19 protein-coding genes and 4 pseudogenes are annotated in these 22,676 nt (G+C 56.0%); 12 read left to right on the top strand and 11 right to left on the bottom strand.

Going from position 1 to position 22,676, the window contains the following annotated elements; translation table 11 throughout:
* Window position 1: 1 nt before the first annotated feature.
* The 6 genes and pseudogenes from EXE48_RS13295 to EXE48_RS13270 form a co-directional block, all read right to left on the bottom strand.
* Window positions 2-193: a hypothetical protein gene (locus tag EXE48_RS13295; RefSeq protein ID WP_089308955.1), complete on the bottom strand. Its 192-nt coding sequence runs from the start codon at window positions 191-193 to the stop codon at window positions 2-4.
* Window positions 194-267: 74 nt separating this feature from the next.
* Window positions 268-1,653, bottom strand: coding sequence for an AlbA family DNA-binding domain-containing protein (locus EXE48_RS13290; protein WP_137711758.1), 1,386 nt, complete (start codon window positions 1,651-1,653; stop codon window positions 268-270).
* 218 nt (window positions 1,654-1,871) lie between these two features.
* Window positions 1,872-2,768 carry a hypothetical protein gene (locus EXE48_RS13285; RefSeq protein WP_089308953.1) on the bottom strand — a complete coding sequence of 299 codons (897 nt, stop codon included), beginning with the start codon at window positions 2,766-2,768 and terminating at the stop codon, window positions 1,872-1,874.
* Window positions 2,765-3,859, bottom strand: a complete 1,095-nt coding sequence (locus EXE48_RS13280) for a hypothetical protein (protein WP_137711757.1) — start codon at window positions 3,857-3,859, stop codon at window positions 2,765-2,767. The genes EXE48_RS13285 and EXE48_RS13280 overlap by 4 nt, the downstream gene beginning before the upstream one ends.
* A gap of 356 nt (window positions 3,860-4,215) precedes the next feature.
* A pseudogene (locus EXE48_RS13275) lies at window positions 4,216-4,319 on the bottom strand (IS5/IS1182 family transposase); the annotation flags it as partial.
* A 371-nt stretch (window positions 4,320-4,690) separates the two neighbouring features.
* On the bottom strand, window positions 4,691-5,512 hold the full coding sequence (locus tag EXE48_RS13270) for a hypothetical protein (RefSeq protein ID WP_137711756.1): 822 nt from the start codon (window positions 5,510-5,512) through the stop codon (window positions 4,691-4,693).
* 360 nt (window positions 5,513-5,872) lie between these two features.
* Here EXE48_RS13270 and EXE48_RS13265 point away from each other — a divergent pair, with 360 nt between their 5' ends.
* Window positions 5,873-6,373, top strand: coding sequence for a hypothetical protein (locus EXE48_RS13265; RefSeq protein ID WP_158295133.1), 501 nt, complete (start codon window positions 5,873-5,875; stop codon window positions 6,371-6,373).
* 138 nt (window positions 6,374-6,511) lie between these two features.
* On the opposite strand, the gene EXE48_RS13260 is transcribed toward EXE48_RS13265, so the two are convergent.
* Window positions 6,512-7,732, bottom strand: a complete 1,221-nt coding sequence (locus EXE48_RS13260; protein ID WP_137711754.1) for a hypothetical protein — start codon at window positions 7,730-7,732, stop codon at window positions 6,512-6,514.
* Window positions 7,733-7,914: 182 nt separating this feature from the next.
* Here EXE48_RS13260 and EXE48_RS19090 point away from each other — a divergent pair, with 182 nt between their 5' ends.
* The 4 genes and pseudogenes from EXE48_RS19090 to EXE48_RS19370 form a co-directional block, all read left to right on the top strand.
* A complete protein-coding gene (locus EXE48_RS19090; RefSeq protein ID WP_241992003.1) occupies window positions 7,915-8,613 on the top strand; it encodes a hypothetical protein in 699 nt (232 codons plus the stop codon).
* Window positions 8,614-8,620: 7 nt separating this feature from the next.
* The gene (locus EXE48_RS13245) at window positions 8,621-9,241 is read left to right on the top strand and encodes a hypothetical protein (protein ID WP_241992002.1); all 621 of its coding nucleotides are present in this window, start codon (window positions 8,621-8,623) and stop codon (window positions 9,239-9,241) included.
* A 308-nt stretch (window positions 9,242-9,549) separates the two neighbouring features.
* Complete coding sequence (locus EXE48_RS13240; protein ID WP_121598533.1) at window positions 9,550-10,380, top strand: IS5 family transposase; 831 nt, start codon at window positions 9,550-9,552, stop codon at window positions 10,378-10,380.
* A gap of 15 nt (window positions 10,381-10,395) precedes the next feature.
* A pseudogene (locus EXE48_RS19370) lies at window positions 10,396-10,731 on the top strand (MarR family transcriptional regulator); the annotation flags it as partial.
* A 36-nt stretch (window positions 10,732-10,767) separates the two neighbouring features.
* Here EXE48_RS19370 and EXE48_RS13230 read toward each other — a convergent pair.
* Complete coding sequence (locus EXE48_RS13230) at window positions 10,768-12,132, bottom strand: restriction endonuclease (RefSeq protein WP_137711782.1); 1,365 nt, start codon at window positions 12,130-12,132, stop codon at window positions 10,768-10,770.
* A gap of 245 nt (window positions 12,133-12,377) precedes the next feature.
* On the opposite strand from EXE48_RS13230, the gene EXE48_RS18470 reads away from it, so the two are divergent.
* The 6 genes and pseudogenes from EXE48_RS18470 (at window position 12,378) to EXE48_RS19085 (ending at window position 19,253) form a co-directional block, all read left to right on the top strand.
* A complete protein-coding gene (locus EXE48_RS18470; protein ID WP_158295132.1) occupies window positions 12,378-13,202 on the top strand; it encodes a homing endonuclease associated repeat-containing protein in 825 nt (274 codons plus the stop codon).
* Window positions 13,203-13,527: 325 nt separating this feature from the next.
* Window positions 13,528-13,899 (top strand): annotated as a pseudogene (locus tag EXE48_RS13220) (hypothetical protein); the annotation flags it as partial.
* Between the two features lie 62 nt (window positions 13,900-13,961).
* Window positions 13,962-15,239: an RNA-guided endonuclease TnpB family protein gene (locus EXE48_RS13215; RefSeq protein WP_137711753.1), complete on the top strand. Its 1,278-nt coding sequence runs from the start codon at window positions 13,962-13,964 to the stop codon at window positions 15,237-15,239.
* Window positions 15,240-15,276: 37 nt separating this feature from the next.
* Window positions 15,277-15,678: pseudogene (locus EXE48_RS13210) on the top strand (hypothetical protein); the annotation flags it as partial.
* A gap of 316 nt (window positions 15,679-15,994) precedes the next feature.
* Window positions 15,995-18,643 carry a heavy metal translocating P-type ATPase gene (locus tag EXE48_RS13205; protein WP_137711752.1) on the top strand — a complete coding sequence of 883 codons (2,649 nt, stop codon included), beginning with the start codon at window positions 15,995-15,997 and terminating at the stop codon, window positions 18,641-18,643.
* A gap of 355 nt (window positions 18,644-18,998) precedes the next feature.
* Window positions 18,999-19,253 carry a SpoIIAA family protein gene (locus tag EXE48_RS19085; protein ID WP_241991999.1) on the top strand — a complete coding sequence of 85 codons (255 nt, stop codon included), beginning with the start codon at window positions 18,999-19,001 and terminating at the stop codon, window positions 19,251-19,253.
* 144 nt (window positions 19,254-19,397) lie between these two features.
* Here the strand turns inward: EXE48_RS19085 and EXE48_RS13195 are convergent, their stop codons facing one another.
* Together EXE48_RS13195 and EXE48_RS13190 are read right to left on the bottom strand one after the other, a co-directional pair.
* Window positions 19,398-20,138, bottom strand: a complete 741-nt coding sequence (locus EXE48_RS13195; protein ID WP_094530882.1) for a TMEM165/GDT1 family protein — start codon at window positions 20,136-20,138, stop codon at window positions 19,398-19,400.
* On the bottom strand, window positions 20,135-20,839 hold the full coding sequence (locus EXE48_RS13190) for a metal-dependent transcriptional regulator (protein ID WP_094530880.1): 705 nt from the start codon (window positions 20,837-20,839) through the stop codon (window positions 20,135-20,137). The genes EXE48_RS13195 and EXE48_RS13190 overlap by 4 nt, the downstream gene beginning before the upstream one ends.
* A gap of 291 nt (window positions 20,840-21,130) precedes the next feature.
* On the opposite strand from EXE48_RS13190, the gene EXE48_RS13185 reads away from it, so the two are divergent.
* Window positions 21,131-22,333, top strand: coding sequence for a hypothetical protein (locus tag EXE48_RS13185; protein WP_094530878.1), 1,203 nt, complete (start codon window positions 21,131-21,133; stop codon window positions 22,331-22,333).
* Between the two features lie 146 nt (window positions 22,334-22,479).
* Here EXE48_RS13185 and EXE48_RS13180 read toward each other — a convergent pair whose 3' ends face one another.
* Entirely contained in the window at window positions 22,480-22,665 is a 186-nt protein-coding gene (locus EXE48_RS13180) for a DUF7333 family protein (RefSeq protein WP_137711751.1), read from the bottom strand.
* Between the last annotated feature and the right edge of the window lie 11 nt (window positions 22,666-22,676).

The following is a 22,676-nucleotide window of genomic DNA, read 5'->3' as shown; positions in this document are numbered from 1 at the left end:
GTTAGACAGGGGTCACTATGAGAAATTCGTCCGAATCCTTGCTGTCGATGAGGGCATGCGCGACGGCCGTCGCGTCGGCAACTTCGACGTCAACCGCGTCACCGATCTCGAGACCGAGTTTGTCAAGTTCGGAACCGGAGACGTTGATCCGCCCCGAGTTCCCGGCATTTCGCCCGACTTGTTTGCGGGTCATCACGTATGACACGGCCGAATGCGGGCAGACATATAGACTTTTCTTCGACTAACCATTCCAATGATCACTCTCAGCTAAGCCTCGAAGTTCGACCGGATCCTTTCATCCAGGTCATCCCTCATATCATCCTGATATGCCAGATATGTCTCAGCATTCCTCATCCAACCCTTCAAACCAGATGGACTGGCTTCTGGGGATTCGATAATAACCGAGCGAAGCTCAGAACAGACCGTCTCGATTACCTCTATCAGTTCTACAGGATCCATCGTCGACAAGGTCCAATCCGGCGTCTCGAAACTGTTTGCGGCCGTAGTACCTGTCGACCTCAAAGCGTGATCGGGTTCCGACTCTTCTACACAACGGAGGACGATCGACCCGTGACCTCTGTAGGAATGGTCGTTCATTTTGGTGTAGTCTACGAGCTGCTCTGTCGTATCCTCTGAACCGAGACAGGCCAAGAGCTGGCCCAAGTAGAGCGTGTGGTTGCTCTCCATTGAACGGATATTCGTGTTCTCGATCGCATGGAGGAGCGGATCCTTTGACTCCATCTTCCACACCCAGAACGAGCCGAGATGTCCGTTGTTCCACGAACTCTGGACAAGGAAGGCCAACTGCTCCTCAGCTAAATCTAATTGGGCTGTGTTGAGGTAGTAGTCGTACAGACTTTCTTCGCTACAGCAGTGTCGGTCTCTACGCCTCCATTTGGTCACGTCCGCGTTCAATTCCCGGGATACGCTGTCAAGTTCGATAGGATCGATCAAAGAGGACTGGATATCTGGTCCGTCCTCGCCGGGGCTCACAGGAATCACGTTATCATCATCTTCCGCCTCGACTTCTCGAACCTCGCCCAGATCCCTGAGGTAGTCAATATTCATTCCGACCACCTGCTGGATCCCATCCGTGATGTAGTCACGCTCTTTTTCTAGGTGGAACTGGACAAAATCTTGGTAGTCCTCCCGTCGGGCCGGACGGTTTCTGTCCCCATCTCGAATATAGACGTCTCCCCGCGACAGTTCAGACCCCAACTCCCGGCTGATAGTGACCGGAGGTGAATCGTAGGCTTCGACGACGATAAGGCAGAGGAACGGCTCCGTATCGTCGTACTTGTGAATCTCGACGTCAGGAGTCGGTGTCAGGTAATCTGCCAGCGTGTTCTGAGGCGTGGATGTATCGACTTCCAATAGACTGGAATATCCACTGAGGTCTTCCGTGGTTCCGACTATGTCTCCGGAGTCATCTACACCGATTAGAATGTAACGTTCATCCTCGTTTAGGAAGCGAAGGCTGTAATCTGGCTGTAGAGTGACTGTGTTAGCCATCGCAGCGATATCCTTGACAAAATCTGCTTTCTTTTCGTTTCCACGGTCCTCGTCGATAGGATAGTGACGTTTCAGGTCAACCCAAGCGTGTTCGTCGCCGGTAAGTTCACCGGCCAGCTGTTCAACTTCCTCTCTAAGCATCTCTTATGTAACAAACAAATCTTGATCATCATATAGCCTGTGTAACTCGGGGGAGTCTCAACCATAGAAGAGTACGTAGAGGGTGTCATAGAACGATTAGCACACCAAAGAGCAGGGTGAATGCTGAGGTGGATGAGCTCAGCGACTCTACAAGATGATCCTTCGGTCGAGTCGTTCTTCAATGCCGTGGAAACCGAGGCGTTAGCGCTGCTTGATAGTCACTCGAAGTCGTCAAGCGACGTTTGCTCCAACTTCTCCTGAACGTCATCTACGAATCCGTCCACCTTCCGTTGGAGCGCCTGTAATGACTTCGAGACCACCCTCCATTCGTCTTTTCTCCCTGCCTGAACTTTCTCGATGTGTTCATCCAGTCCCTGCCGCTGGTACTCCGTGAGGATGGTCTCCGTGTGTGCTCGTAGCTCGTTTTTTAGGTTGTTATCAAGGTCAACCCACAGCGGGTGTGCGTCTTCAAGGAGATCGTCGGCGTCAAACGTGTTTTGTTTGAGTGCGACGTGAACAGTGGATTGGAGGATGCTGATGGTGAACTGGCGGTAGTCATCATCACCAGTCCCCACGTCAAATGGGAAGTAGTCCGTTGGCAGACGGCGTGTGTTCGTGAAGATGGGAAATTCGTCTTGGAGATCAACGAGATTGAATTCGTAGTTGTCTAGCGTCCGAATGATGTACTGGTTCGCGTCCTCATCGAAGTGAACGACCGCAAAATCGTTCTCAGGTAGGTGTGGGTTTTCGTCGAGGTCTTCGAAGGATGAGTACGAGAATTCAGCGTCGAAGTCCTCTGTGGCATCGGCGGCAGAGACGATACCGCGAGTCAGCAGGACTTCGGGTGAGTGATGTATTGACTCATACTTCTGGTTCTGTTCCTCCTTAATGAAGTACGACTTACAGTCGATGATGATAGAATGGTTATGGGCGCGGCTGGTGAGAATCAAATCTGGATTCACCGAGTCGCCCTCATGGACGAAGCTCGGATCAATGATGTCGACGGTGTAGCCTAGGTTCCGCAGAGCGTCGGGGAACGTCCTGTCGAGCTGGCACAGCCCAATCCACGCATTAATCTGGAGGGTGTGATCGGAGAGGTTCTCCATCACACTCATTCTTCCACCTCCATCGTAGCGTTCGAGTCATAGTGCCGTTGAAGATTCGAGTAGATGCGGAGAGCGGTGTTCCCACATGCCTCGTCGCCGAGGTAAAGTCGTAGCCACTTGGGGCAAATCTCAATGGTGTATTTGTCGTTATTGTGGAGATCCACGCCTTTTATTTTCCAGTACTGGTCGTCGAGTTTGGTCTTCGCACCCCAGAGTCGAAGCGGGTTCTTCGCCGTAATGATATTCTCGATGAACTGCCGGACGTCTTCGATCTCGTTGTCCAGTTCGATCACGAGTGGGGTACCGTCCATCCCCGTCCCGTGTTCCTGAGATTCGTAGGAGAGCCGGTGGTTCTCCTCGATCTTCCGCAGAAGCGTTGCGTATCGCTCCTTAATCTCAGCTACGGTGTCAAGATGGAGTTGGATAGAGTCGCCTCCACTAGTGGTAAACCGTCCATTGTGGGTTACTCGCTCTAAAATGAACGAGCCGTTCACGTTCCGTTTGATGCCGACGCTGGAGAGGGAGAGGAAGCTGGATAGTTCGTCATGACTGTCGAGAATGTCGAACAGAGTTCCGGTTCCACGACCGCTGCTGCGCACCGAGAGATCGCCGAAGTCCAGCCTCTCGTCGATGTAGTCCTCGGAGAACACGTCGTCAGCGTCGTAACTGACGCCCACGTCGCGGAACTCGCCCATGTCCATTACCTCACGCTGTTGCTCGATTGGCATCCACGTGTAGTCGAGTCCGTTGCGGACGCCGCTCACCATGTCTTGGACGACTTTCTTTGCGTCCTCAGATTCTTCGAGGGTGTAGAGCGTCCAGAATCGAGAGTCCTCGTGATCGAGGAAGAAGGTGTACTTGGTAGCGTTGCGTTGGATGATGAGTTCTTGTAAGTCGAAGTCTACCTCGCGAGCCTCTGTTATGTCCACTCTCTCGTGGAGTTCCTCCGGAGTGACATTGGACTCAATGAGGAAGGTCTTGAGCATTGTCTGCCCAGGTTGTAATTCTTGTTCTTCCACCAACTCGTCGTACGTACCCTCGATGGTGTGCTGGAAGACGTCGAAAAGGTCTCGTCTGCTCTGGATAGACGAAGTGGACATCAGCGTTCTCGTATTTGATCCTAGTTCACTAGGTGTGTTAGTAATTGGCAATCCACGGTGAAAGTGGATCCATTACGGCGCGTGGGTGTTCTTTTGTTGGTTTGTGGAAGGGCTATTTAAATTCGTGGTGGGTAGGGAGAGACAACGCACAGTAACCCGCTTCTGGTCGTGATTATTGCGCTAATTCCTCCCACTCGGTCCCACGACAGACCCGCAACAGGCGTTTTTCGCTTCCGTGCAATCTGCTGCGTTGAATAGATGCTGAGTCACGGTTACAGCGGCTCACACAGTGGTTCTATGTTAGTGATGGCGAAAAGCAAGCGGTTCCACATCAGTCAATGTCGTCACTTTCAGCGTCTGTATCGTCCGTACTGCCCGCTGGCGGGCTCACTCTCGAGCTTCCCCAACGTTTGACTAGGTGACGACACTGCTCAACGAAGTCGAGGAGATCGACTTTCATGGACAGAATCGGTTTCGTCGGCTCCGTCCTTCTACTCCGTAATATAAGCCGATTAGATCGCTATTCAACACGGCACTCGTGACAGCAATGTTATTCTCCCAGCAGCAGCGGCCGGAAGAGGTGCGAGGGCAGCGACGACGCCGACGAGCGTGCTTGCCGTTCTTTGTCGGTCGTTACACCCGCTGCGATACTCCCCTGCGGCAGCAGCAACGACGCTGTACCAGCCGGCTGTAATGCGCTACTCAAGTAGTACAGCTACAACGGTGAGGACGTGGTCTGGGCCTTTCAAAACGAGAAAGCAAAGAAGTTCATAGAGTATCGTGAAGACCTTTGATTCGATCTCAGTAATCGTCTATCCTGCTGTTCCAGAGCTATTGGCGACGTCTTCGATAGTCCAGGTAAATGGTGGGGCCGAAGAATCCGATGAGAAGTCCTAGGTAATGAGACAGGATGTTCACCGTAGTACCATCTTGGGCGATATTCTGGGGGAAGAGCATGAGGGGAGAGAGCAGGAATAGGAGGCCCGTGATCATCACCAGTTCAAAATAACCCTCCATCGAGGATAGCTCGGCAGCAGCTTCTCTTACTTCTTCAAGACCTATCTGGGAGATGTCGTGGATGGTGAGTAAAGCGGCGAACAACAGGATGCCAGCTGCCGCAGTAACGCCGGCGTAGATCTGGGTGATAATTGCGACGGCTATGAGGAACAGTACGACTCCGTGTGTTGGTTCTATGTCCTCTGAAACATTATTGTGGATGAATAGAGATAGCGAGACGGGGAGGAGTCCGAAGAGTGCGGAACCGATTCCGGAGAAGCCTGCTCCTGTTCCAGACCCGAGAGCGGCTATGTTGCTCAGGGATATTACGAATGGTAGGATGAGGAGAAGTGTCAGGAACGTGTATCGGAATAGCTTCCGTTCATCAGCTAGTACGAAAAGCAGGTAAATCGGGCCGATCAGAACGCAGTAAGCCCCCAAATTGTTGCTGAAGTGGTTGAATCCTCGATGTACATAGGCCGAACTCCAGAGATTGAAGATAGAGTAATTACCGTAGTCCAAGATCAATGAAGCCTGAATCGATTGAGGAAGCAGGAAGATCAGCGAAAGGAGAACCGGGACCGAGAAAATCAAAGCCAGATCCGATGCCCGCGTTTTTTCTCTTACCTCGCTCCGAAAATCACCAAACCACGCCATAGAGCGAGACACCCATCCAAGGCCTAAATAATCACACTTTAAACCGGTATTCCGGGGCCTGTGTTCTGTTTCAGGACGCACGGGAACTACTCATTTCGTCATTTTGTCGCGCACAGAACCTATACCAACAGGACAAAATGTGTCAACATGCGCGAAAATTTGCGTACATGGGGTCGATATGCGATTTTTGCTGCCCTTGCGATAGTAATCGCGGTTCCCGCTCTTCTGATTCTCTTCTCTTTCATCCTACTGTCGATCGTCGTTGTTCTATTCACCTCGATCCCTACATGGCTGGGGAAGTTGCTTCCAGTGGATGACTGGATGCGGACCGGTATCCATCGTTGGTTGGACACCCGCCGAATGGAGGCATTCCGTGACGATATGTTACAGATCTTCCGCCGTTACAATCAGATCGACGAAAAAGTTGATCGATATTGGATGCTCCGAGAAATGGGAGATGCGACCGATCGCGTTGATAAAAAGCTCAGAAACGGTGAACTCGTTATTGCGTTCACCGCTGGGGTTGCGTCTATTGGGCTATCTGTCATTACAACGGTTCAGTATGCAGGCGTCCTGCTAACGGTATTTGCGGTCATTATCTCTCTGGCTTCCTTACTGAGAATTGTAATTGTTGAGATACTCGCGTATGATCCAGAACTGTATCTCGAATCCTCTCACGAGGATGTAGCAGTACGTATGGGGTGGAATAGAGGTCCAATTAACGGGCGAGGCGCAGTTCTAACTGCGTTAGGAACTGTTTTTGTGGGAATAGACGATCGTGGGTATCGGTTGGGCAAGTGGATATTGGAAGAACTGGTAGCGGGAAGGTTCTGGGACACCGAGGACAAGTGGTCCAGCTGAGATCGTATATATCGGACGATCACCCCAACAAGCAACACACCCTCTGTGTTCAGTAAGTATGAATTCGGTCAGATACTTGGGTTTTAATTGAGCCCTGGAAGCAGATATAGGCCTTCCAGTCCCTCCGTTTTTAGAAGTTTAGCTGTGTAGGTCAAAAGTCTTCACCGCGACTTTCACCGTAGTTTCTGAATTGTTTTGGAATCGGTAGACGTCGTGGTCGGCGAATTCTGAGAGCTGGGCTTCGTATTTTTTGTGATCCTTAGTGGCTTCCCTGACGCGTTCCTGCATCTGTGAATAGCTATGATTCTTTGAGAAGATGAGGAGGGAGGCCTGGGTATCACGGACGGTAAGATTGTCCAGAAGCTGGTCGATGGCGTCTTTATATTGTGATTGGCCTTTCCAGAACTTACATTCGGCTACGAAGAGGTTCTTGTTGTCGTAGCGGAGTAAGATGTCTGTCTTTCCAGTTCTGTTGAAGGTCTCTCCTGTAGCCAGGCCAGCGTAGTGTGAGTTGATCCCGATTAGGAAGATGTCACGGAGGGATTCTTCGTCTAGGTCTCGGACTCTCTCTACAGATCGCTCAATGTTGAGACCGAGATCGTCGATGATATCGAGTATTTCTACGAAGGTTTGTTCCGGCAGGATATCAGACGTGCTATCGCTTTCAGAGGCCGTTATCTGGATATTTCGTTTCTTTTCAGGGACCACATATCCCTGGTCTCCAGGGGTGCCTGTTTCAACGCCGAGATCGTCCATCACTTGCTGTTTCGTTTCGATATTATCTCGACGTCTTTCGATAGCTTTCCGCGCATCTTTCCGGAACTTCTCTTGCATCGATTCAATATCGTTGTTCAAGTTTCCGATGTACTTCTCCACCTTCTCTGTCCATTGCCGTATGTCGCCCTCGATCTCTTCTTTAATCTCCTCCGGCTCCCGATTCTCCGTCCTATAATCGATGTAGTAGACGACCTCACCGCGATTCAGTTCATCATACAGCGGCGGGTTCAAATCGTGGCTACTGGGACGATGTCGGAATATTTCCTTGTCGACGTTGAACGGGATTTTGACTTTGAGCCGGTGATACGTTACATAGGTAGGACCGCTTCCGAAAGAAGGGATATCTTGCCGGTCGCTTACATCCTTCTCAACTTCACCACCGTCTTCCTTGACCGGGTCCTGTAACTCAATCTGTGAGGGTGTGTGTTTCGCCGCAAAGATCAACGCGAGAGAATCCGTACTGTTGCTTTGAAGTTCTTCAGAAGACAGGCCTGAGATCTCATCTTTCATCTCTTCCAAACGGGTTCTACCAAACTCGCTGAACCGCTTATCACAGAAAAGCCTCCCACGTGACCGACTCATACAGAAACATGTTGCTTCTCAGATTATAAATCGGTGGGGAGACAGCGCGATCACCACGGAGAATACAATTCGAGGCTTCATATCCACTTCTCTGTTGAATCCGCAGAAGGCGACGGGATAGCGTCGCTCTGAGGGCAGTAGCGATCAACTATTTGAGAGTCGGGAGCAATTATCGACGAGATATGACCGGGATCGTGATCCTCCCCGCTGGTCGCGACGACGCGTTTGAGGACTACAAGCAGTTCATCCGAGATGGGCATCCAATTGAGGATATTGAGTCCTACCTCAATGACGAGGATCTCGAACTGTTTCAGACGACATCTGACAACGATCTCGTCCATGTCTGGGGTACTTCAGTAGACGGGACGTGGCGGAACGTCGAGCGAAACGACATCGCGCTCGTCTACCACGATGGCGCGTTCGTCGCGAGAGGCCAAGTCCTCCAACTCCGACACGACCCCGACCTTGCGGAGTATCTCTGGAGAGAGAACGTTGAACACGGTCGCTGGAACGAGGAAAGCCCGTGGGAGTACATGACCTTCCTCACCGATGTTGAGGAAGTCGACGTCACATTGAGGAATTCAACGAGCTCGTTGGCTATGACGAGACCTACCGCCCGCAGGGATTTACACGAGTCGCAGACAAGCGCCTCAACCAACTCTCTGGCGAGGAATCAGTCGAAACCGCCATTGCCGACCTCACCGATACCGGCGAGCGTGTTCACCCGGTCGACGACGAAGACGACGGACCCACTCCCGACCTCGCCGATCAACTCCGGGCGGCCAGCACAGATGGGAACGCTCACGAGGGGTTCGAGAAACTCGTTGCGAAGGCCTTCTCCCGGCTGGGCTGTGCCGCCGCTGGATCGAAGGAGGGGGTGACACCGACGTGGAGATCCGATCCCCCGAACACGTCGTTGTCGAAGTGAAGGCCCGAGGGAACGGGCGAGTCAACTCGCTAGAGGTCACAAACGTGGACAAGCATCGACGCCAGCGTGGAGCCGATCACGCCATCGTGGTCGCCCCAGGCTTCGCCCCAAAGGTGATCGATAATGCCGAGACGACCGAATTGACAACCATCGCCGTCGACGACCTCGTCGAGCTCCTCGATCGTCGGGACGAGTATGCCGTCCCACCCGAGGAGATACTGGCGCTCTTGACACGCTCAGGGGCCTTCCAAGACGACAGACTCGACCTCCTCGATGAGTACATCCAAGACCGCATCGATGCTGGAGAGACCTTGCTTGCGGTCATTCGAGCTCTCGAGCGTGCCGACGGAGCCGTGGAGACAGCGGAGGACGTCCGGTGGATCGTCGTGGGCATGGAGGACTCGAACGATATCCCAACCACCGAAGAGGTTCGATCCGCCCTCCAACTGCTCGCGCATCCAAGCGTAGGGGCCGTCGAGCAGGACGAAGAAGGGTATCGGGTGACGACTGACTACGAGAACGGGATCCAATTGGTCCAATCCCTCGGAGATATTGTCCAACCACCGGGAGAGGAGGAATAGATCGGGGATTGCCGCCCATCCTGGTTGTTCGCACGGTCTTGGCAGCTCTTCGAAGAAGATACGGGTTTTGTTGCTGGGTGGGCAGGTAGAGAAGGCGTACAGTTCACCTTCTCAGCCCGAGGTTGGTGAGGCGTCTTAACCAACATATTTCGCGTTTTGCTATCTTTGTTGGTTAATCACAGTATTTGCTGTCTAACCGCAGAACGTCGGATATGGCCTTGATTTTACACTCGTCTGCTCTGTTGAATCCGCAGAAGGCGGCGGGATAGCGTCGCTCTGAAGGTGGAAGCGAAGCGGAAGAGCCGAATGTGTCCAAACTACTCTTCCGCTTCGTTAAGCAAGCCGCGTCGCTGGCTCAAAAGCGCTGTGCCGCCAGTCCAACGGCAGTGAGTGATCCGACTGGCCACGGATTTCCCGGTTGGAAGCATGTCACGCTCCACTTTTTGCGGGTTCACATGGACGCGACGTACCGCGAGATCGTGGATTGGGCGAGTGAGATGGATCGCGTTCGTGGGCTGTTACAGCTCGCTCGGACGGCATTTCCCGCACCCTCAACGCTGTACCGGTCGTTTGAGAGGGTGCCCATGTCTGTGTGGCGCGGCTTCCTTCGTGAGTCAGCGACCATCTGCGATCCGGGCTCGCACGGAGCCATCGATGCCACATTTTTCGACCGCGAAACGGCATCGAGACACTACCAACACCGCTCGGATCGCCACATACGCACGCTCAAAACGACGGCACTCGTCGATACAGATTCGTGTGCCATCCTCGATCTCCACTGCTCGGCACACTGGCCCCACGACACCCAGACTGGCCGTCGAGTCGCCCTTCGTAACACCGAGAAAATCGAGAGTCTCGCCGGCGACAAAGGCTATGACGACCAATCTCTCCGGGACGCCCTCCGGTCAGAGGGCGTCCGGCCCTTGCTGCGCCACCGGCTGTTCGCTGCCTACGATCACGCACACAACGCACGGTTGGACAGCGAGTTATACGGCCAGCGCTGGATGGCCGAAACCGCCTTTTCGGCCATCAAGCGTCGGTTCGGCCCCGCTGTCCACCCTCGCGCGTGGTACCGCGAGTTCCGCGAACTCGTGGTGACCGCCGCAGTCTACAACCTCGAACAGGCTCTCAAACAGTGATCCCCACGCCGTCATCGGATTCAACAAAGCAGTCTACAGTTTTTCCTCGCCGGCGAGCCTCCGTTCTGGTATGCTCCAGATGAGGAGCTAACGCCTGCTGAAGTCGTGTGCCATACACTCCTTCTGGATAGCGGATCCCGGCGGGTCAGCTATTCGATGCTGCTGATCGAGTCGGAGGATATCGATCAGGAGACACTCGTCGAGACCGCACGGTGGTACGATCTGGAACCCACTGTGAAAGCGTTGTATCGGCCACTTCAGGGCGACTTCGACAGAACAGATGATCTGCCAGTCATCCTCCCAAAGAAGGACGAATATATGGCACTCAAAGAGCAGTACGGTGTCTCGTAACACCAACCCCGCAGTCTGGCGGAAAATTGCGACGGGTTAGATGATGCCGCCGATCACGAGTAGTCCGACGACGAGCAGCAGCGTCGCAACCACGCTCCCGCCAGCAAGCAGCTTGTTCTCCATCGCCTTCTCGTGGAGGGGCATCTCGGCGTACTCCTTGCGGAACGCGCCAAGGTTCTCCTCGTCGTAGAAGTACTTCCTCTTCAGCGCGAACCGTTCGGTCACCGCACAGCCGGTACAGACCGGCTCCCCTTCGAGCCGTTCGGTCTTGATGTGGGTGTCGCAGGCGATCGCCCCGCAGTTCGGACAGTAGGTGTACGTCTCGTCGACGCCGCTCGTTTCGCAGTGGACGCAGCGATGAATCCCGTCCTCCAGAGTGACCCGTGAGGGGCCAGCAGCATAGTATTCGTACGGATACGAGTACTCCAGTATCTCTGTCGTCTGCCGAACCTCAGGTAGATACACCGGCTCAATCGATTGCACTGAGATGTCCGAGAGATTGGGCTCACACGTCTTGTTGTACGTGACGTTATTGTCGCCGGTGTAGGTCACCGTCGTCGTGTGGTAATCCTGGAGGCGGTCAACAGCCCACTCCTTGTACTCCGTTTGGGTCTGGCCGAACCGTCGTTCGTCGACGTCGTCGAATACCTCGGTAAACTGCCCGGTATCGAGGGGGACCGTCGCGTGGAAGTTCTCGGTGACCAGCGTCGCGACTTCGTCGTCGGCCACCTTCGGATGGCCGCGCTCAGCGTGGACAACGAACTGTGTGCGGTCGTTGATCCGGTGGATGACACCGACGGATGTCTCGAAGACAGCGTTCGTGTCGGCGGTAATCGCAACCACCGGGCGGAATGACACCTGCGAGTGTGGCCTCGGGAGATCCGCAGCCTCGATGTTCTCGATGTCGCGGAACGCCTCCTGGACAGGTGCGTCGACATCCGCCGCCGGATCGTACGGTCGGAGCGTCTCGTCACAGAGGATCTCGATGCGCCCGTTGTAGAGATCGAGACCGATTTCGTCGGCGATCTCCCGAAGGTCCTCGCCGTCGAGCAACTCGATTGGGTTCGGGTCGTCGTTCTGCTGGAGGCGGTCGGCGTACTCCTGAGCGGGGTTCGTGAACCGGCCGGTCGTGACGACCATTCCGCGTTTCGGGCCGTCGAAGTCGAACGTCGCGATGGCCGAGTGCAGCTTCTGGACGACCGGCCGGCCGACCGTCCCGGTGTGCTTGCACTCGACGATGATCGCACGCCGCGTGCCGTCGACGACCTCCTCCATGATGACGTCGCGACCCTCGTCGGCCGTCCGCTCGGCCTGGCGGACGTTTTCGTAGCCGAGGTTGCGGAAGACGTCCTCCATCACGTCCTCGAACTCGAATCCCGAGAGGTCGTCCAGTACAGCCATCCCGATATATCCCAACAGTGCGGTGGGTCTGTCAAATACGTTGCCGAACGCAGCCTCGCTCTGTTTATTTGCCCCCGAGAGGCTGCGGGGTGAACTCACTCCGCGTCACCGAGCTATGACCGATACAGAAAATTCGTGGCGAGATGAATCGCTCCTTGGAGGGTTCTACTTGGAACAGGAGTTGCGTACGAGGTCAAGAGTTTATAACGCATTACGGGGGAACCGCGGAGGGAGGTGACGAAGCCGTGACAGAGCATATCTGTGACTACTGTGGCGAGTCGTTTGCGACCTCCAACGAACTGGGCGGGCACGTAACGGCCGTCCATCGCCGCGACCAGATCGTAACGGATGTAGACGTGATTCTCAACGACATTCAGCGTGTCGCAGACAAATTAGGAAAACCACCGACAGCAAAGGAGATGAGCGAGCACGGGGAGTATTCCCAACGCGTCTGTCAGAACAAGTTCGGGAGTTGGAACGAGGCGCTTCGTGAGGCTGGCTTCGCTCCGAATCGAAAGTACCGACTCACCGATCAGGACTTGTTGGACGAAATTAACCGCCTTACAGATCAGTTCGGTCGTCCGCCATCGAGCGGCGAGATGAACCGAATCGGGAAGTTTCACAAGTGTACATATCTCGAACGGTTTGGTGGATGGGAAGAGACACTCACTGAAGCTGGCTTCTCACAACCACAGTCCTATCAGGAGCGGTCGGCGATCCCCTACGGCCCGAACTGGCCAGAACAGCGACAAAAAGCGTTGAAACGCGATGACTACGAGTGTCAAACACCATGGTGTGGGATGACCCAAGTGGATCATCAAGAGCAGGTTGGAAAGGATATCTCAGTCCACCATCTGGTTCCGCGGAAGTTCTTCGTCGATCCCGACGGGCGGTTTGACCACGAGCAAGCAAATCGCGTCTCGAATCTCGTGACCGTCTGTTCGAAGCATCATCTCATCTGGGAGGCCGTCGCCCCACAGCGACTGGATACGATTGTCGACAGCACACAGCCGCAAGAGATAGCCGGGGGAGAGTGTGTTGGTCTCCCCCCACGAGGGGGTGAGGGGTAAGGCCCCAGTGGTCTAAATGCGAGAGACAGACGAGTCCATCCCGACACCAAACGCAGACGGTCTCACGAAGAGAGAACGACTTCACTGGCACCTCACCAGTGCCCTCGCAAGCGCCGAGTCGCCGGAAACGAAAGCCCATCTTCGAGGAGCACTCGTGGAGTATCGGAAGCTCCCGCCGACACCACTCGTTGAGTGTCCGTTCTGCGGGAAGGTCGGGCTTCCAGAGCGGATCCAAGCCCACGAGTGTCAACGACCGTAGGGTCGTTTTTTGCGCCAGTGATGGGTGGAGGCGCAGACCAGAACGCATCGCGCCTTCGGAGTAGATATGAAAGACCCAGAGACAACGACAGTCTTCGCGGGCCTCGATGGGCGAACCGACACTGAACTACCTGAGTGGTACGCGGAGCAACACGCTACCCCCGATCCAGTCAGCTTCAGTCAGGCGAATCGAGAGCTTCCACAGGCGATCGAGACAGCAGTCGCATATCGTAACCCGTACAGCGATGAGTGGGTCGAAACGGAACGGTTCAACGCACTCGTCGAGCCGTCGCGGTTACAAGCAGAAGCGAATGGTGGCACCGAGGCAGAGTCGCTATTTCACATCCCGACTGACTCGTACGCGATCATCCACCCCGTCGACGTGTACAGACTCAGGATCTCAGGGCTTGATTTGAGGGAGGTTGTAGAGGGCATCATACCACTTTCACTCCGGATGGCTGAGTTTGAAGAAGACAACACTCCGAATCGAAAACGGAAGTAATGGCGTCGAAACAGGCGCTTATCAAGACATTAGACTTCCAACTTGAGATACAAAGTGGCAACGAAAACCTGCTGTACGGTGCCTGTATCGAATCCCGGAGGGTGTACAACGAAACGATCCGTCTTGCCAAAAACGGCGTGGACTGGGACATGATCCCCGACCGTGTGGCTGCCGATGTCGACCTCGTGAAGAACACGACGCAGCGTGTCGTCGCTAAAGCACTCGGCGCGATGGAGAACTACTACGAGTACGACAACTTTGACCAACCGAGCCACACGAAAGATGGCATCTACCCACTCCGAGCCAACTACGAGGAAGGGTACAACTTGTTTCTCACCGACGATGGCGACGTTGCGTTCCGCATCAGCGCGAAGCCGTACCAGCATGTCGAGGGCCTCCTCAAGGGGAGTGACGCCCATCTCGATATCCTCAAAGTCGGACTCGAAAGTGATGAGTGGGAGATTGGAACGGCCGAAGTCCTATTCCATAACGACAGCCCCGAGCTACACGTCAACGTCACCAATACCGATCAGACCGTTCGGGACAAGCAGGACTCGCAGACGGTCGTCGGCGTGGACGTGAACGAAGACAACGTAGCCCTCACGGCGTTCTCTGAGGATGGCATCAAGGATACGATCGTCATCGAGTTTCCGGAAATTAAGTTTGAACGTCACCGCTATTTCACGATCCGGAAGCGTGTCCAGAATGCGGGAAAGCGGAGCGTTCACGACACGCTGGAAGATCAGGAAGAGCGGTTTGTCCGCGATAGGCTCCACAAAGTATCTCGACACATCGTGAAATGGAGCCGGCAGTTCGAGGACCCGTGTATCGTCTTTGAAGACCTCAAAGAGATACGCGACAGTCTCGACTACGGCACGCGGATGAACCGGCGCTTACACCATTTACCGTTCCGTGCGCTCCAACATTACACATCATATAAAGCCGGTTTCGAGGGCATACCAACGGCCTGGATTAACCCCGAATACACCAGCCAAGAGTGTCCGATGTGTGGACACACGGAGCGTACGAATCGGAATAAAAAGCGGTTCAAATGTCGAGACTGTGGACATCAAGACCACGCGGACCGTGGGGCAAGCGTCAACATTGCCGCGAAGGGTATCAAAAACCATCAGGAGTGGACTGTGCCTGCTCTCAACAGCCTTCCCACTGTGCGGACGGTGCGACGGCAGGCATCGGGGGCCGTGGACGCCCCGACCGTGACCCACGATACCGTTCGAGGATATCAGACCGATGGTATCACGGGAGTGTCCGACTAATCCACGGGAAGTCTCAGGACTTGATCCTGAGACGGTTCACAGCCTGCTGGGCTTCCCGGACTACCTAGCCGAGCGTGCCGCCGGCGATGCAGAAGCCAATGCGGCGTCCCCCTTCGAGATCGACATGTGGACGCTGCATTCCGGCGCGACGTACGCGCTCACCCACTTCTTCCAGGGGAAAGAGGGAGCGTCCCTCGATCAGTACGTTCGGATCGCCAACGACATCCTGTTCAACCCGGAAGGCACGATCGAGCGCGTCGAGCAGGCCTACGAGCAGCAGCTAGAGTCGGACGGTGACGACGGGTCACAGGCCTCACTGGCCGGCGAACGAGCGCTGGCGAGCATCGAACGGGTCAGCGACGACCTGCAGGAGAAAGTCGAGCAGTTCGAAGAACGCGAGGACGCGCTGCGTGAGCGGTTCCAAGAGGCGATGACCTGACGCTGCGATGATGAGGTAGTCGGCTGTTCTGTTTGTCTCGCCCCTCGCGAGGTGGAGGGCTACAAGCGGGGGATCGCTCACAATCGACGGCGGGAAAATTGACGCGAGTATCATGACAAACCCTCTATTTGAAACTCTACATGAGAAAACTGGATTAAGTATATGTGTATGTACTAACATACGTTTTCGGTGTTACAATTAAAATAATCGGATTAAAATAATGTTAAATCTATTCTCTTTCATTAATAATTCTTATTAAAATATACCCCTTTTTTCGCAGTTGATTTAATAAGACTGTAGCAGTTAGTGGGGCATAATGACCCCATCCGACGATGATTCACAGACAGACCAAGGTGGACCACCGAGTCAAACACATAATCATGAACCGGGATCGCAGCACAGTCATGACACCAAACAACACACGAATGACATCGATGAGTCCTCGCTATCACGGGAACAGGGGACCGTTACACGGTTCGCAGTGCCTGAGATGGACTGTCCCTCGTGTGCGGGGAAAGTTGAGAATAGCGTCAAGCGGCTAGACGGAATCAACGACCTAAATCCACAGGCAACGACGGGAACCCTGACCGTCTCCTACGACCACGAGCGAACGAGCGCTACTGCAATAGCCGAGCGGGTCGAAAAGGCAGGGTATACAGTCGAAGACGAGAGCGAGACATCGATCAAACTCACCGTTCCGGAGATGGATTGTGCCTCGTGTGCCGGGAAGATCGAAAACGCACTGAAGAAAACGGGAGTCACGACGTATGAAACCCGGCCGACGACCGGAACCGTCGTCGTCACGTTTGAGTCATCGCGAGTGAAGGAAGCTGATGTCATTAAGGCGATCGAAAGTGCAGGGTACGGGGTCACAGAGACGAGAACCGACAAATCAGGAGATCACAAAGCGGGCGGAGAACGTGAGAGTATCTGGACCAGTTCGCGCGCACTCAAGACGTGGGTGAGCGGGGGATTCGTCGCCCTCGGCTTACTCTTCGAGTTCTTCCTGACCGGCCAGAATATACAGATCGTAGGTCTCCTCGGTACGGAGCTACTGGTTGCCGACGTATTGTTCCTGATTGCAGTGGCCACCGGTGGCCAAGAGATCCTTCGCAACGGCTACTACTCGGCGCGGAATCTGAACCTCGATATCGATTTCCTGATGTCGGTGGCTATTCTCGGCGCACTCGTTGCGAGTCTCGTCTTCGGTGAGGCACTCTACTTCGAGGCCGCCACCCTCGCGTTCCTATTCAGCATCGCGGAACTGCTGGAGCGGTACTCGATGGATCGCGCCCGGAACTCCCTCCGCGAGCTAATGGATCTTTCGCCGGACGAAGCGACCGTCAAACGTGATGGTGGCACGGAGACGATCCCCGTCGACGAGGTCGCCGTAGGAGACATCGTCGTCGTCAAGCCGGGGGAGAAAATCCCGATGGACGGAGCCGTCGTCGACGGTGAAAGCGCAGTCAATCAGGCACCAATCACGGGTGAAAGCGTTCCTGTCGACAAGACGGCGGGCGACGAAGTGTACGCCGGCACCATCAACGAAGAAGGGTATCTCGAGGTGGAGGTCACCTCCGCGGCCGGTGAGAATACGCTCTCCCGCATCGTGGAGATGGTCGAAGACGCGCAGTCGAACAAGACCGAACGCGAACAGTTCGTCGAGCGCTTCTCTGCGTACTACACGCCAGTCGTCGTCGCCTTCGCAGTCCTGACGACAGTGGCAAGCCCGTACGTCCTCGGTACGACCTGGTCTACGGCCGTCGTCTACGGGCTGACGCTGCTGGTGTTGGCCTGTCCCTGTGCGTTCGTCATCTCGACACCTGTCTCAGTGGTGTCGGGAATCACCAGCGCCGCGAAGAACGGGGTTCTGATCAAGGGCGGCAATCACCTCGAAGCGATGGGCGCCGTTGACGTCGTCGCGTTCGACAAGACGGGAACGCTCACGAAAGGCGAACTCACCGTCACGGACGTCGTTCCCCTAAACGGGAACTCGGAGGAGGACGTGCTCCGGTGTGCACGGGGACTCGAACAACGGAGTGAACACCCCATCGGTGAGGCGATCGTCGCGGAAGCCGGTAGCGCAGGGGTCGACGAGCGCGAGGTCGATGACTTCGAGAGCATCACCGGAAAGGGTGTTCGCGCCAATCTTGACGGGACTCCCCACTTCGCCGGTAAACCGGGGCTGTTTGAAGAGTTAGAGTTCGACCTGTCACACGTTCACGCGACGACCGAGGGGGGTGTCGTGACGCAGACAGCCCGGCAGCTGTGTGACCGGAACAATTGTCTCGATCTCCTCGAAGAGACCGTTCCCGAACTCCAAGCAGAAGGCAAGACCGTCGTTCTCGTTGGGACCGAAGACGAACTCGAAGGCGTCATCGCGGTTGCCGACGAGATTCGGCCGGAAGCGAAGCGAACGGTGGCGCGATTGAAGCAGCTCGGTGTTGCCCGAACGGTGATGCTGACGGGTGACAACGAGCGGACCGCCCGCGCGATCGCCGATCAGGTCGGCGTCGACGAGTACCACGCAGAACTCCTTCCGGAGGACAAGGTAACCGCGATTGAGGAACTCGTCGACGAGTTCGACGGCGTCGCAATGGTCGGTGACGGCATCAACGACGCCCCGGCGCTCGCGACGGCGACGGTGGGGGTCGCAATGGGTGCGGCCGGGACGGACACCGCGTTAGAGACGGCCGACATCGCTCTGATGGGCGACGACCTCGCGAAGCTCCCGTACCTCTACGAACTCGCGAACGACGCGAACGGCGTCATCCGACAGAACATCTGGGCGAGCCTCGGAGTGAAGGCCGGACTGGCGCTCGCGGTCCCCTTCGGGTACGTTCCGATCTGGCTCGCTGTCCTCGCCGGGGATGCCGGCATGACGACCGCGGTGACCGGAAACGCGATGCGACTCTCGCGGATCCGTCCTGCGATTGACGATAGAGACACGGTGCCCGACAGCTAACCATCCTTCATCATTCGATACGATGTCACCCATACGCACGAGCACGACGACGACAGTGGTGGCCAGCGTCGAAGTACAGAGCGGAGTAGGCGACGGTTGGCGTTCGTGGCCGTCATCAACTTCGTCGGCTTCGACATCGAGCTTGGCGAACCTACTGACAACGAAACCAGCCTCGTCGGGACGATAAATCACTCTCACAAACGATGTCCCACGCAGCATCCAATCGAATATTCGAGGTGTTAGACGAGACGAACGAGAACCTCGTTGCGATTCGCGTCGGGCGGGGGACGAGAGCAGGCTATCGAGACTGTACTCGCTTCTCGTCGAAAAAAGCGACCAGCACGAACACATCCACGTGTACGAGGAAGTTCCAAACTGGAGTTTCAGGACGTTTCTCACACACCTCCACGGGGTCGTTCCCGATCTGCGATACGGTCCCGACTTCGACATCGACCGGTACGCAGCAGTCGGCAATTCGAGGTGGGCGAAGCTGCTCTTCGACTGGTGGCGTGTCGTCCGGCCGATCTGGCCGGTCGCGCCCGACGAGATGCGATATTTCGACAGTACCGAGCGCGAGAGAGCACTCGACTGGTTTTCCGAGAAGGGATGAGTGATAGATAGGATTCGGTTCCCGTACCACAAACAGCACGTTCCTGCCCCGGAAGATTGGCATCCCAGCGTATGAGATACGTCTCAGCCGTGAGTTTCGATGAGGAATCAACAGTCCCACCGTAGTACGGCAAGCGAGAAGTGGTCACACGACTGCGAGGAGCGCATCCGAAGCGGCGCTGACGATCGCTTCCCAGAGGCTGTTGTGACCGAACACCGCTTCCGGGCCGGTCGCTATCCCTAAAATCGTATCCACCCCGAAGAACCCAAACAGTGCCGCCCCGGCGTAGTGGGCCTTCCGGACGTCGAAGCGGTGTGAGAACGTGTGGAAAAAGTACGCATTCGCAAGGCTCACCGGGATGATGACCAACATTTCGCCTGCCCAGATGGCAGCACTAGCCCCGTACTGTGCCGCCAGCCCGATGGTGACAAGCTGGGTCTTATCGCCGAACTCCCCGGCAGCCATCATCGCGAAGATGGTGAGGAACTCGCCCAGTTGCCCGCCAATTGAGTAGCCGAACGCTTCGAACTCCGGGTTGATGTCCGTGATTCGTGTCCCGACGACGCCACCATCCGTTTGAGTGCCGCTCTCGACTGGGACGTTGTGCCCACCAGGGGCTGACCGGACGAGTAACACCGCGAACAGCAGGAAGAGCGCCGCCGTAATCCCGTCGAGGACGACGCCCGGGAGCGCCTGCTGGAGCGCCTGACCGAACAGGATCTCGAGGACGGTCCAGCCCGCGAACGCTGTCCCAGCCGCCGCGACGACCACCAGTGGTTTGAACCGGGTCGAGAGCCCGGCGATGATGAACTGGACCTTCTCGCCCGGCAGGACGGTGAGCTGCGCGATGGCCGCGATTACGACGATCTCCAGAAACGGCGTCATGCGTCACCCCGGTGGTCCACGCTCACCGAGTCGTCGACGTCGTTCAGGGAGGTCACGCGGATCGACGTCGCAACCTCTTCGGGAATGGCTTGCTCAGTGCCGTCGACATCCAGAGTAATCATGCCGAACGGGGCGACATCGACAATATGAACAGCTGTGCCCGGCGTGATCCCGACATCGGCCAAGTACGCAAGATCATCCTCGTTGCGATCGCTAACGCGAGTGATGACCACTCGATCGCCGACCTCACAGGCTGACAGGGGTGTCATGGGGTCCTGATTCGGTGGCTCTAGATCTTCACCTGGAATCGGATCGCCGTGGGGGTCTCGCCGGGGATTCTCGAGTGTCTCGGCGAGCCGCCGTTCGAACTCCTCGCTGATGTGGTGTTCGAGTCTGTCGGCTTCCTCGTGGACCTGCTCCCACGGGTAATCGAGGTGGTCGGCCAGATAGGTTTCGAGGAGCCGGTGATGCCGAAGTACTTCGACCGCAACAGTGCGGCCCTTGTCAGTGAGCTCGCACCCCTGGTACGGTTCGCGTGTGATCAGTTCCTGGTCTTCAAGACGGTCGAGCGTACTCGTGACCGTTGCTTGTGCCTTGTCAAGCCGGTCGGCAATGGCAGACGTCCCAACCGGTGGACCCGCTTCCTGCTGGAGATGGTAGATCGTTTTGAGGGTGTCTTCGATAACTGGACTCGGAGACATTTGGGTCATAATTTAGCCTACCCTAATTTAATACTTTGGCTGTACGCGAAAGTGCCAAATATACCAGATTTCTGAAAGGGAATAGTAGAACGTGTCCCATTACCCGCAGGTGAGATATATACACTGAGAGAAAGCTCTAAAAAATGGATTGAACAGGAAGCCTACAAACACATCCTCGTCGAGTTGGCACTTCCGAGGCGTAATCGAGAGGGCTGGCCCGGAGAGTAGGTAGCGGGGCTCGCGATGGGCACAAGAGACAGACTGTTGTGTACGGGTCACAAAACGACGATAATGGTACAGAGAGGTTATGAGAAGAACACAGACGGTGGCGAACCAAACTCTCGCAAGAGGTTGATCCGTCTGTTTGTCTTGGTTCCGGTCGGGATCGGCCTGCTTTCACTGGTCCCGACGGCTTCCGCTCACGGTGCCGCAGAGTCGTCAGCACTCTCACAATCGCACGGGTTGGCGATCGCTGGTATCGGTGCCCTCGGAGTTGGTGCGCTCGTCTTCCTCAAGCGAAGCAAGCGGATCTCGCCGAGAACCGCTCTGTACGGAATTGCGGTCGGCATCGGTGTTGCTATCGCCGGCGCGATCATCTTCGAAGGCCTGGCCCCGGATCCGACGTATCAGGCGGGATCGATGCCGTTCCCGCGGTCGTGGTATCAGCCGCTCGCGATCGGAACCGGCCTGTTGGTCGTGGTCGCGAGTTTCATCACTGGACTCGTGCGATGGACGACACGTCCCCGGTACATGGCTCTCGGCATGCTGCTCGGTGGCTGGATACTGTACCCGTATCTACTGCCCGGATTCAGCGGCTACACCAACCCGATCGGGTACGGGATCGTCCTCGCAACACCACTACTCGTCGGCTACATTCTCTGGAACGACGTTGGCACGGCACTGTCGACGATCCTTCGGGACCCGGTGGCGCGTCGGTTCGGATTCAGCGTCGGAGCCATGGTGAGCCTCTTCTTTATGGCGACGACGGGATACCTATCCTTCTTTAGTGAGGAGGGCGCTCCGCAAGAGACGACCGTGGCGGTCCTGAACGTACTGTATCAGATCGTGCGATGGCCCACCCTCGAGATCCTGCTCCCCGACGTTCCGTTTTTCATCGCGATCTCTCCCGGTGTAGTCATCGTGCTCGGACTTCTCGGCGTCCTCGTGGGGTTGAACGCGGCCGCCGTCGCTCACTCGTGGCGTCTCGATCAGCAGGCGGGAGCGACACAGAGCACGGCCGGGACGGCGACGGTCGTCGGTGCGTGTACGTGTGGGTGTTGTGGCCCCCTCGTCTCCCAAGTCGCTGTCATCGCGGCCGGCCCGACGATCGCGGCGCCGATATACTGGATCTTCGTCGATTCGGCGTCGCCGCTCAGTTCGATATTCCTGTTAGGGAGCATCGCACTGTTCACCGGAACGCTCGTGTATTCGATCGACTCCCCGACGCCCGTCCGGCAGGACGCGTCTGAGCTCAGTGCGGGAGTCACCGAGTAAACATCCCGGCCACGTCGATCCTCGGCTGCTGATCGTTCATCGAGACTTGTTGAAAACGAAGTATGGACAACCAGGGGTGGTAACCGAATGAGGACGCTTCAGACGGAGTGACACTGTGAGTTTGGGGGCGGTGCCGGACAGGGCCGCTACGGACTACCGCGGAATTCGCCGTGTTTCATCCCGAAGAAGTACGCGACCACCGAGAACGCGATCATCGAGGGGAGAACCATCATGAAGACGGTCGAAGGTGCCATCACGGCGGTTAGCGCGACCGTTGCGACGGCGACGATCACGGCGAGCGGAACCACCGAGCGCACGAAGTCGAGCTCCATGGTTGTAGTAG

The organism is Halorubrum sp. ASP1 (genome assembly GCF_005435135.1).
GTDB lineage: Archaea > Halobacteriota > Halobacteria > Halobacteriales > Haloferacaceae > Halorubrum > Halorubrum tropicale.
Note: the sequence above shows the minus strand (reverse complement) of the source record. Positions and strands in the feature narration are given on the sequence as shown.

What these genes read in the sequence shown, in the direction of transcription:
- EXE48_RS13190 (WP_094530880.1), bottom strand. Translation starts at nt 20,839, where the DNA reads ATGTCTCCGAGTCCAGTTATCGAAGACACCCTCAAAACGATCTACCAT.
- EXE48_RS13180 (WP_137711751.1), bottom strand. Translation starts at nt 22,665, where the DNA reads ATGGAGCTCGACTTCGTGCGCTCGGTGGTTCCGCTCGCCGTGATCGTC.
- EXE48_RS13205 (WP_137711752.1), top strand. Translation starts at nt 15,995, where the DNA reads ATGACCCCATCCGACGATGATTCACAGACAGACCAAGGTGGACCACCG.
- EXE48_RS13260 (WP_137711754.1), bottom strand. Translation starts at nt 7,732, where the DNA reads ATGAGTCGGTCACGTGGGAGGCTTTTCTGTGATAAGCGGTTCAGCGAG.
- EXE48_RS13295 (WP_089308955.1), bottom strand. Translation starts at nt 193, where the DNA reads ATGACCCGCAAACAAGTCGGGCGAAATGCCGGGAACTCGGGGCGGATC.
- EXE48_RS13195 (WP_094530882.1), bottom strand. Translation starts at nt 20,138, where the DNA reads ATGACGCCGTTTCTGGAGATCGTCGTAATCGCGGCCATCGCGCAGCTC.
- EXE48_RS13230 (WP_137711782.1), bottom strand. Translation starts at nt 12,132, where the DNA reads ATGGCTGTACTGGACGACCTCTCGGGATTCGAGTTCGAGGACGTGATG.
- EXE48_RS13215 (WP_137711753.1), top strand. Translation starts at nt 13,962, where the DNA reads ATGGCGTCGAAACAGGCGCTTATCAAGACATTAGACTTCCAACTTGAG.
- EXE48_RS13285 (WP_089308953.1), bottom strand. Translation starts at nt 2,768, where the DNA reads ATGAGTGTGATGGAGAACCTCTCCGATCACACCCTCCAGATTAATGCG.
- EXE48_RS13270 (WP_137711756.1), bottom strand. Translation starts at nt 5,512, where the DNA reads ATGGCGTGGTTTGGTGATTTTCGGAGCGAGGTAAGAGAAAAAACGCGG.
- EXE48_RS13290 (WP_137711758.1), bottom strand. Translation starts at nt 1,653, where the DNA reads ATGCTTAGAGAGGAAGTTGAACAGCTGGCCGGTGAACTTACCGGCGAC.
- EXE48_RS13280 (WP_137711757.1), bottom strand. Translation starts at nt 3,859, where the DNA reads ATGTCCACTTCGTCTATCCAGAGCAGACGAGACCTTTTCGACGTCTTC.
- EXE48_RS13265 (WP_158295133.1), top strand. Translation starts at nt 5,873, where the DNA reads ATGGAGGCATTCCGTGACGATATGTTACAGATCTTCCGCCGTTACAAT.
- EXE48_RS13185 (WP_094530878.1), top strand. Translation starts at nt 21,131, where the DNA reads ATGGTACAGAGAGGTTATGAGAAGAACACAGACGGTGGCGAACCAAAC.
- EXE48_RS19090 (WP_241992003.1), top strand. Translation starts at nt 7,915, where the DNA reads ATGACCGGGATCGTGATCCTCCCCGCTGGTCGCGACGACGCGTTTGAG.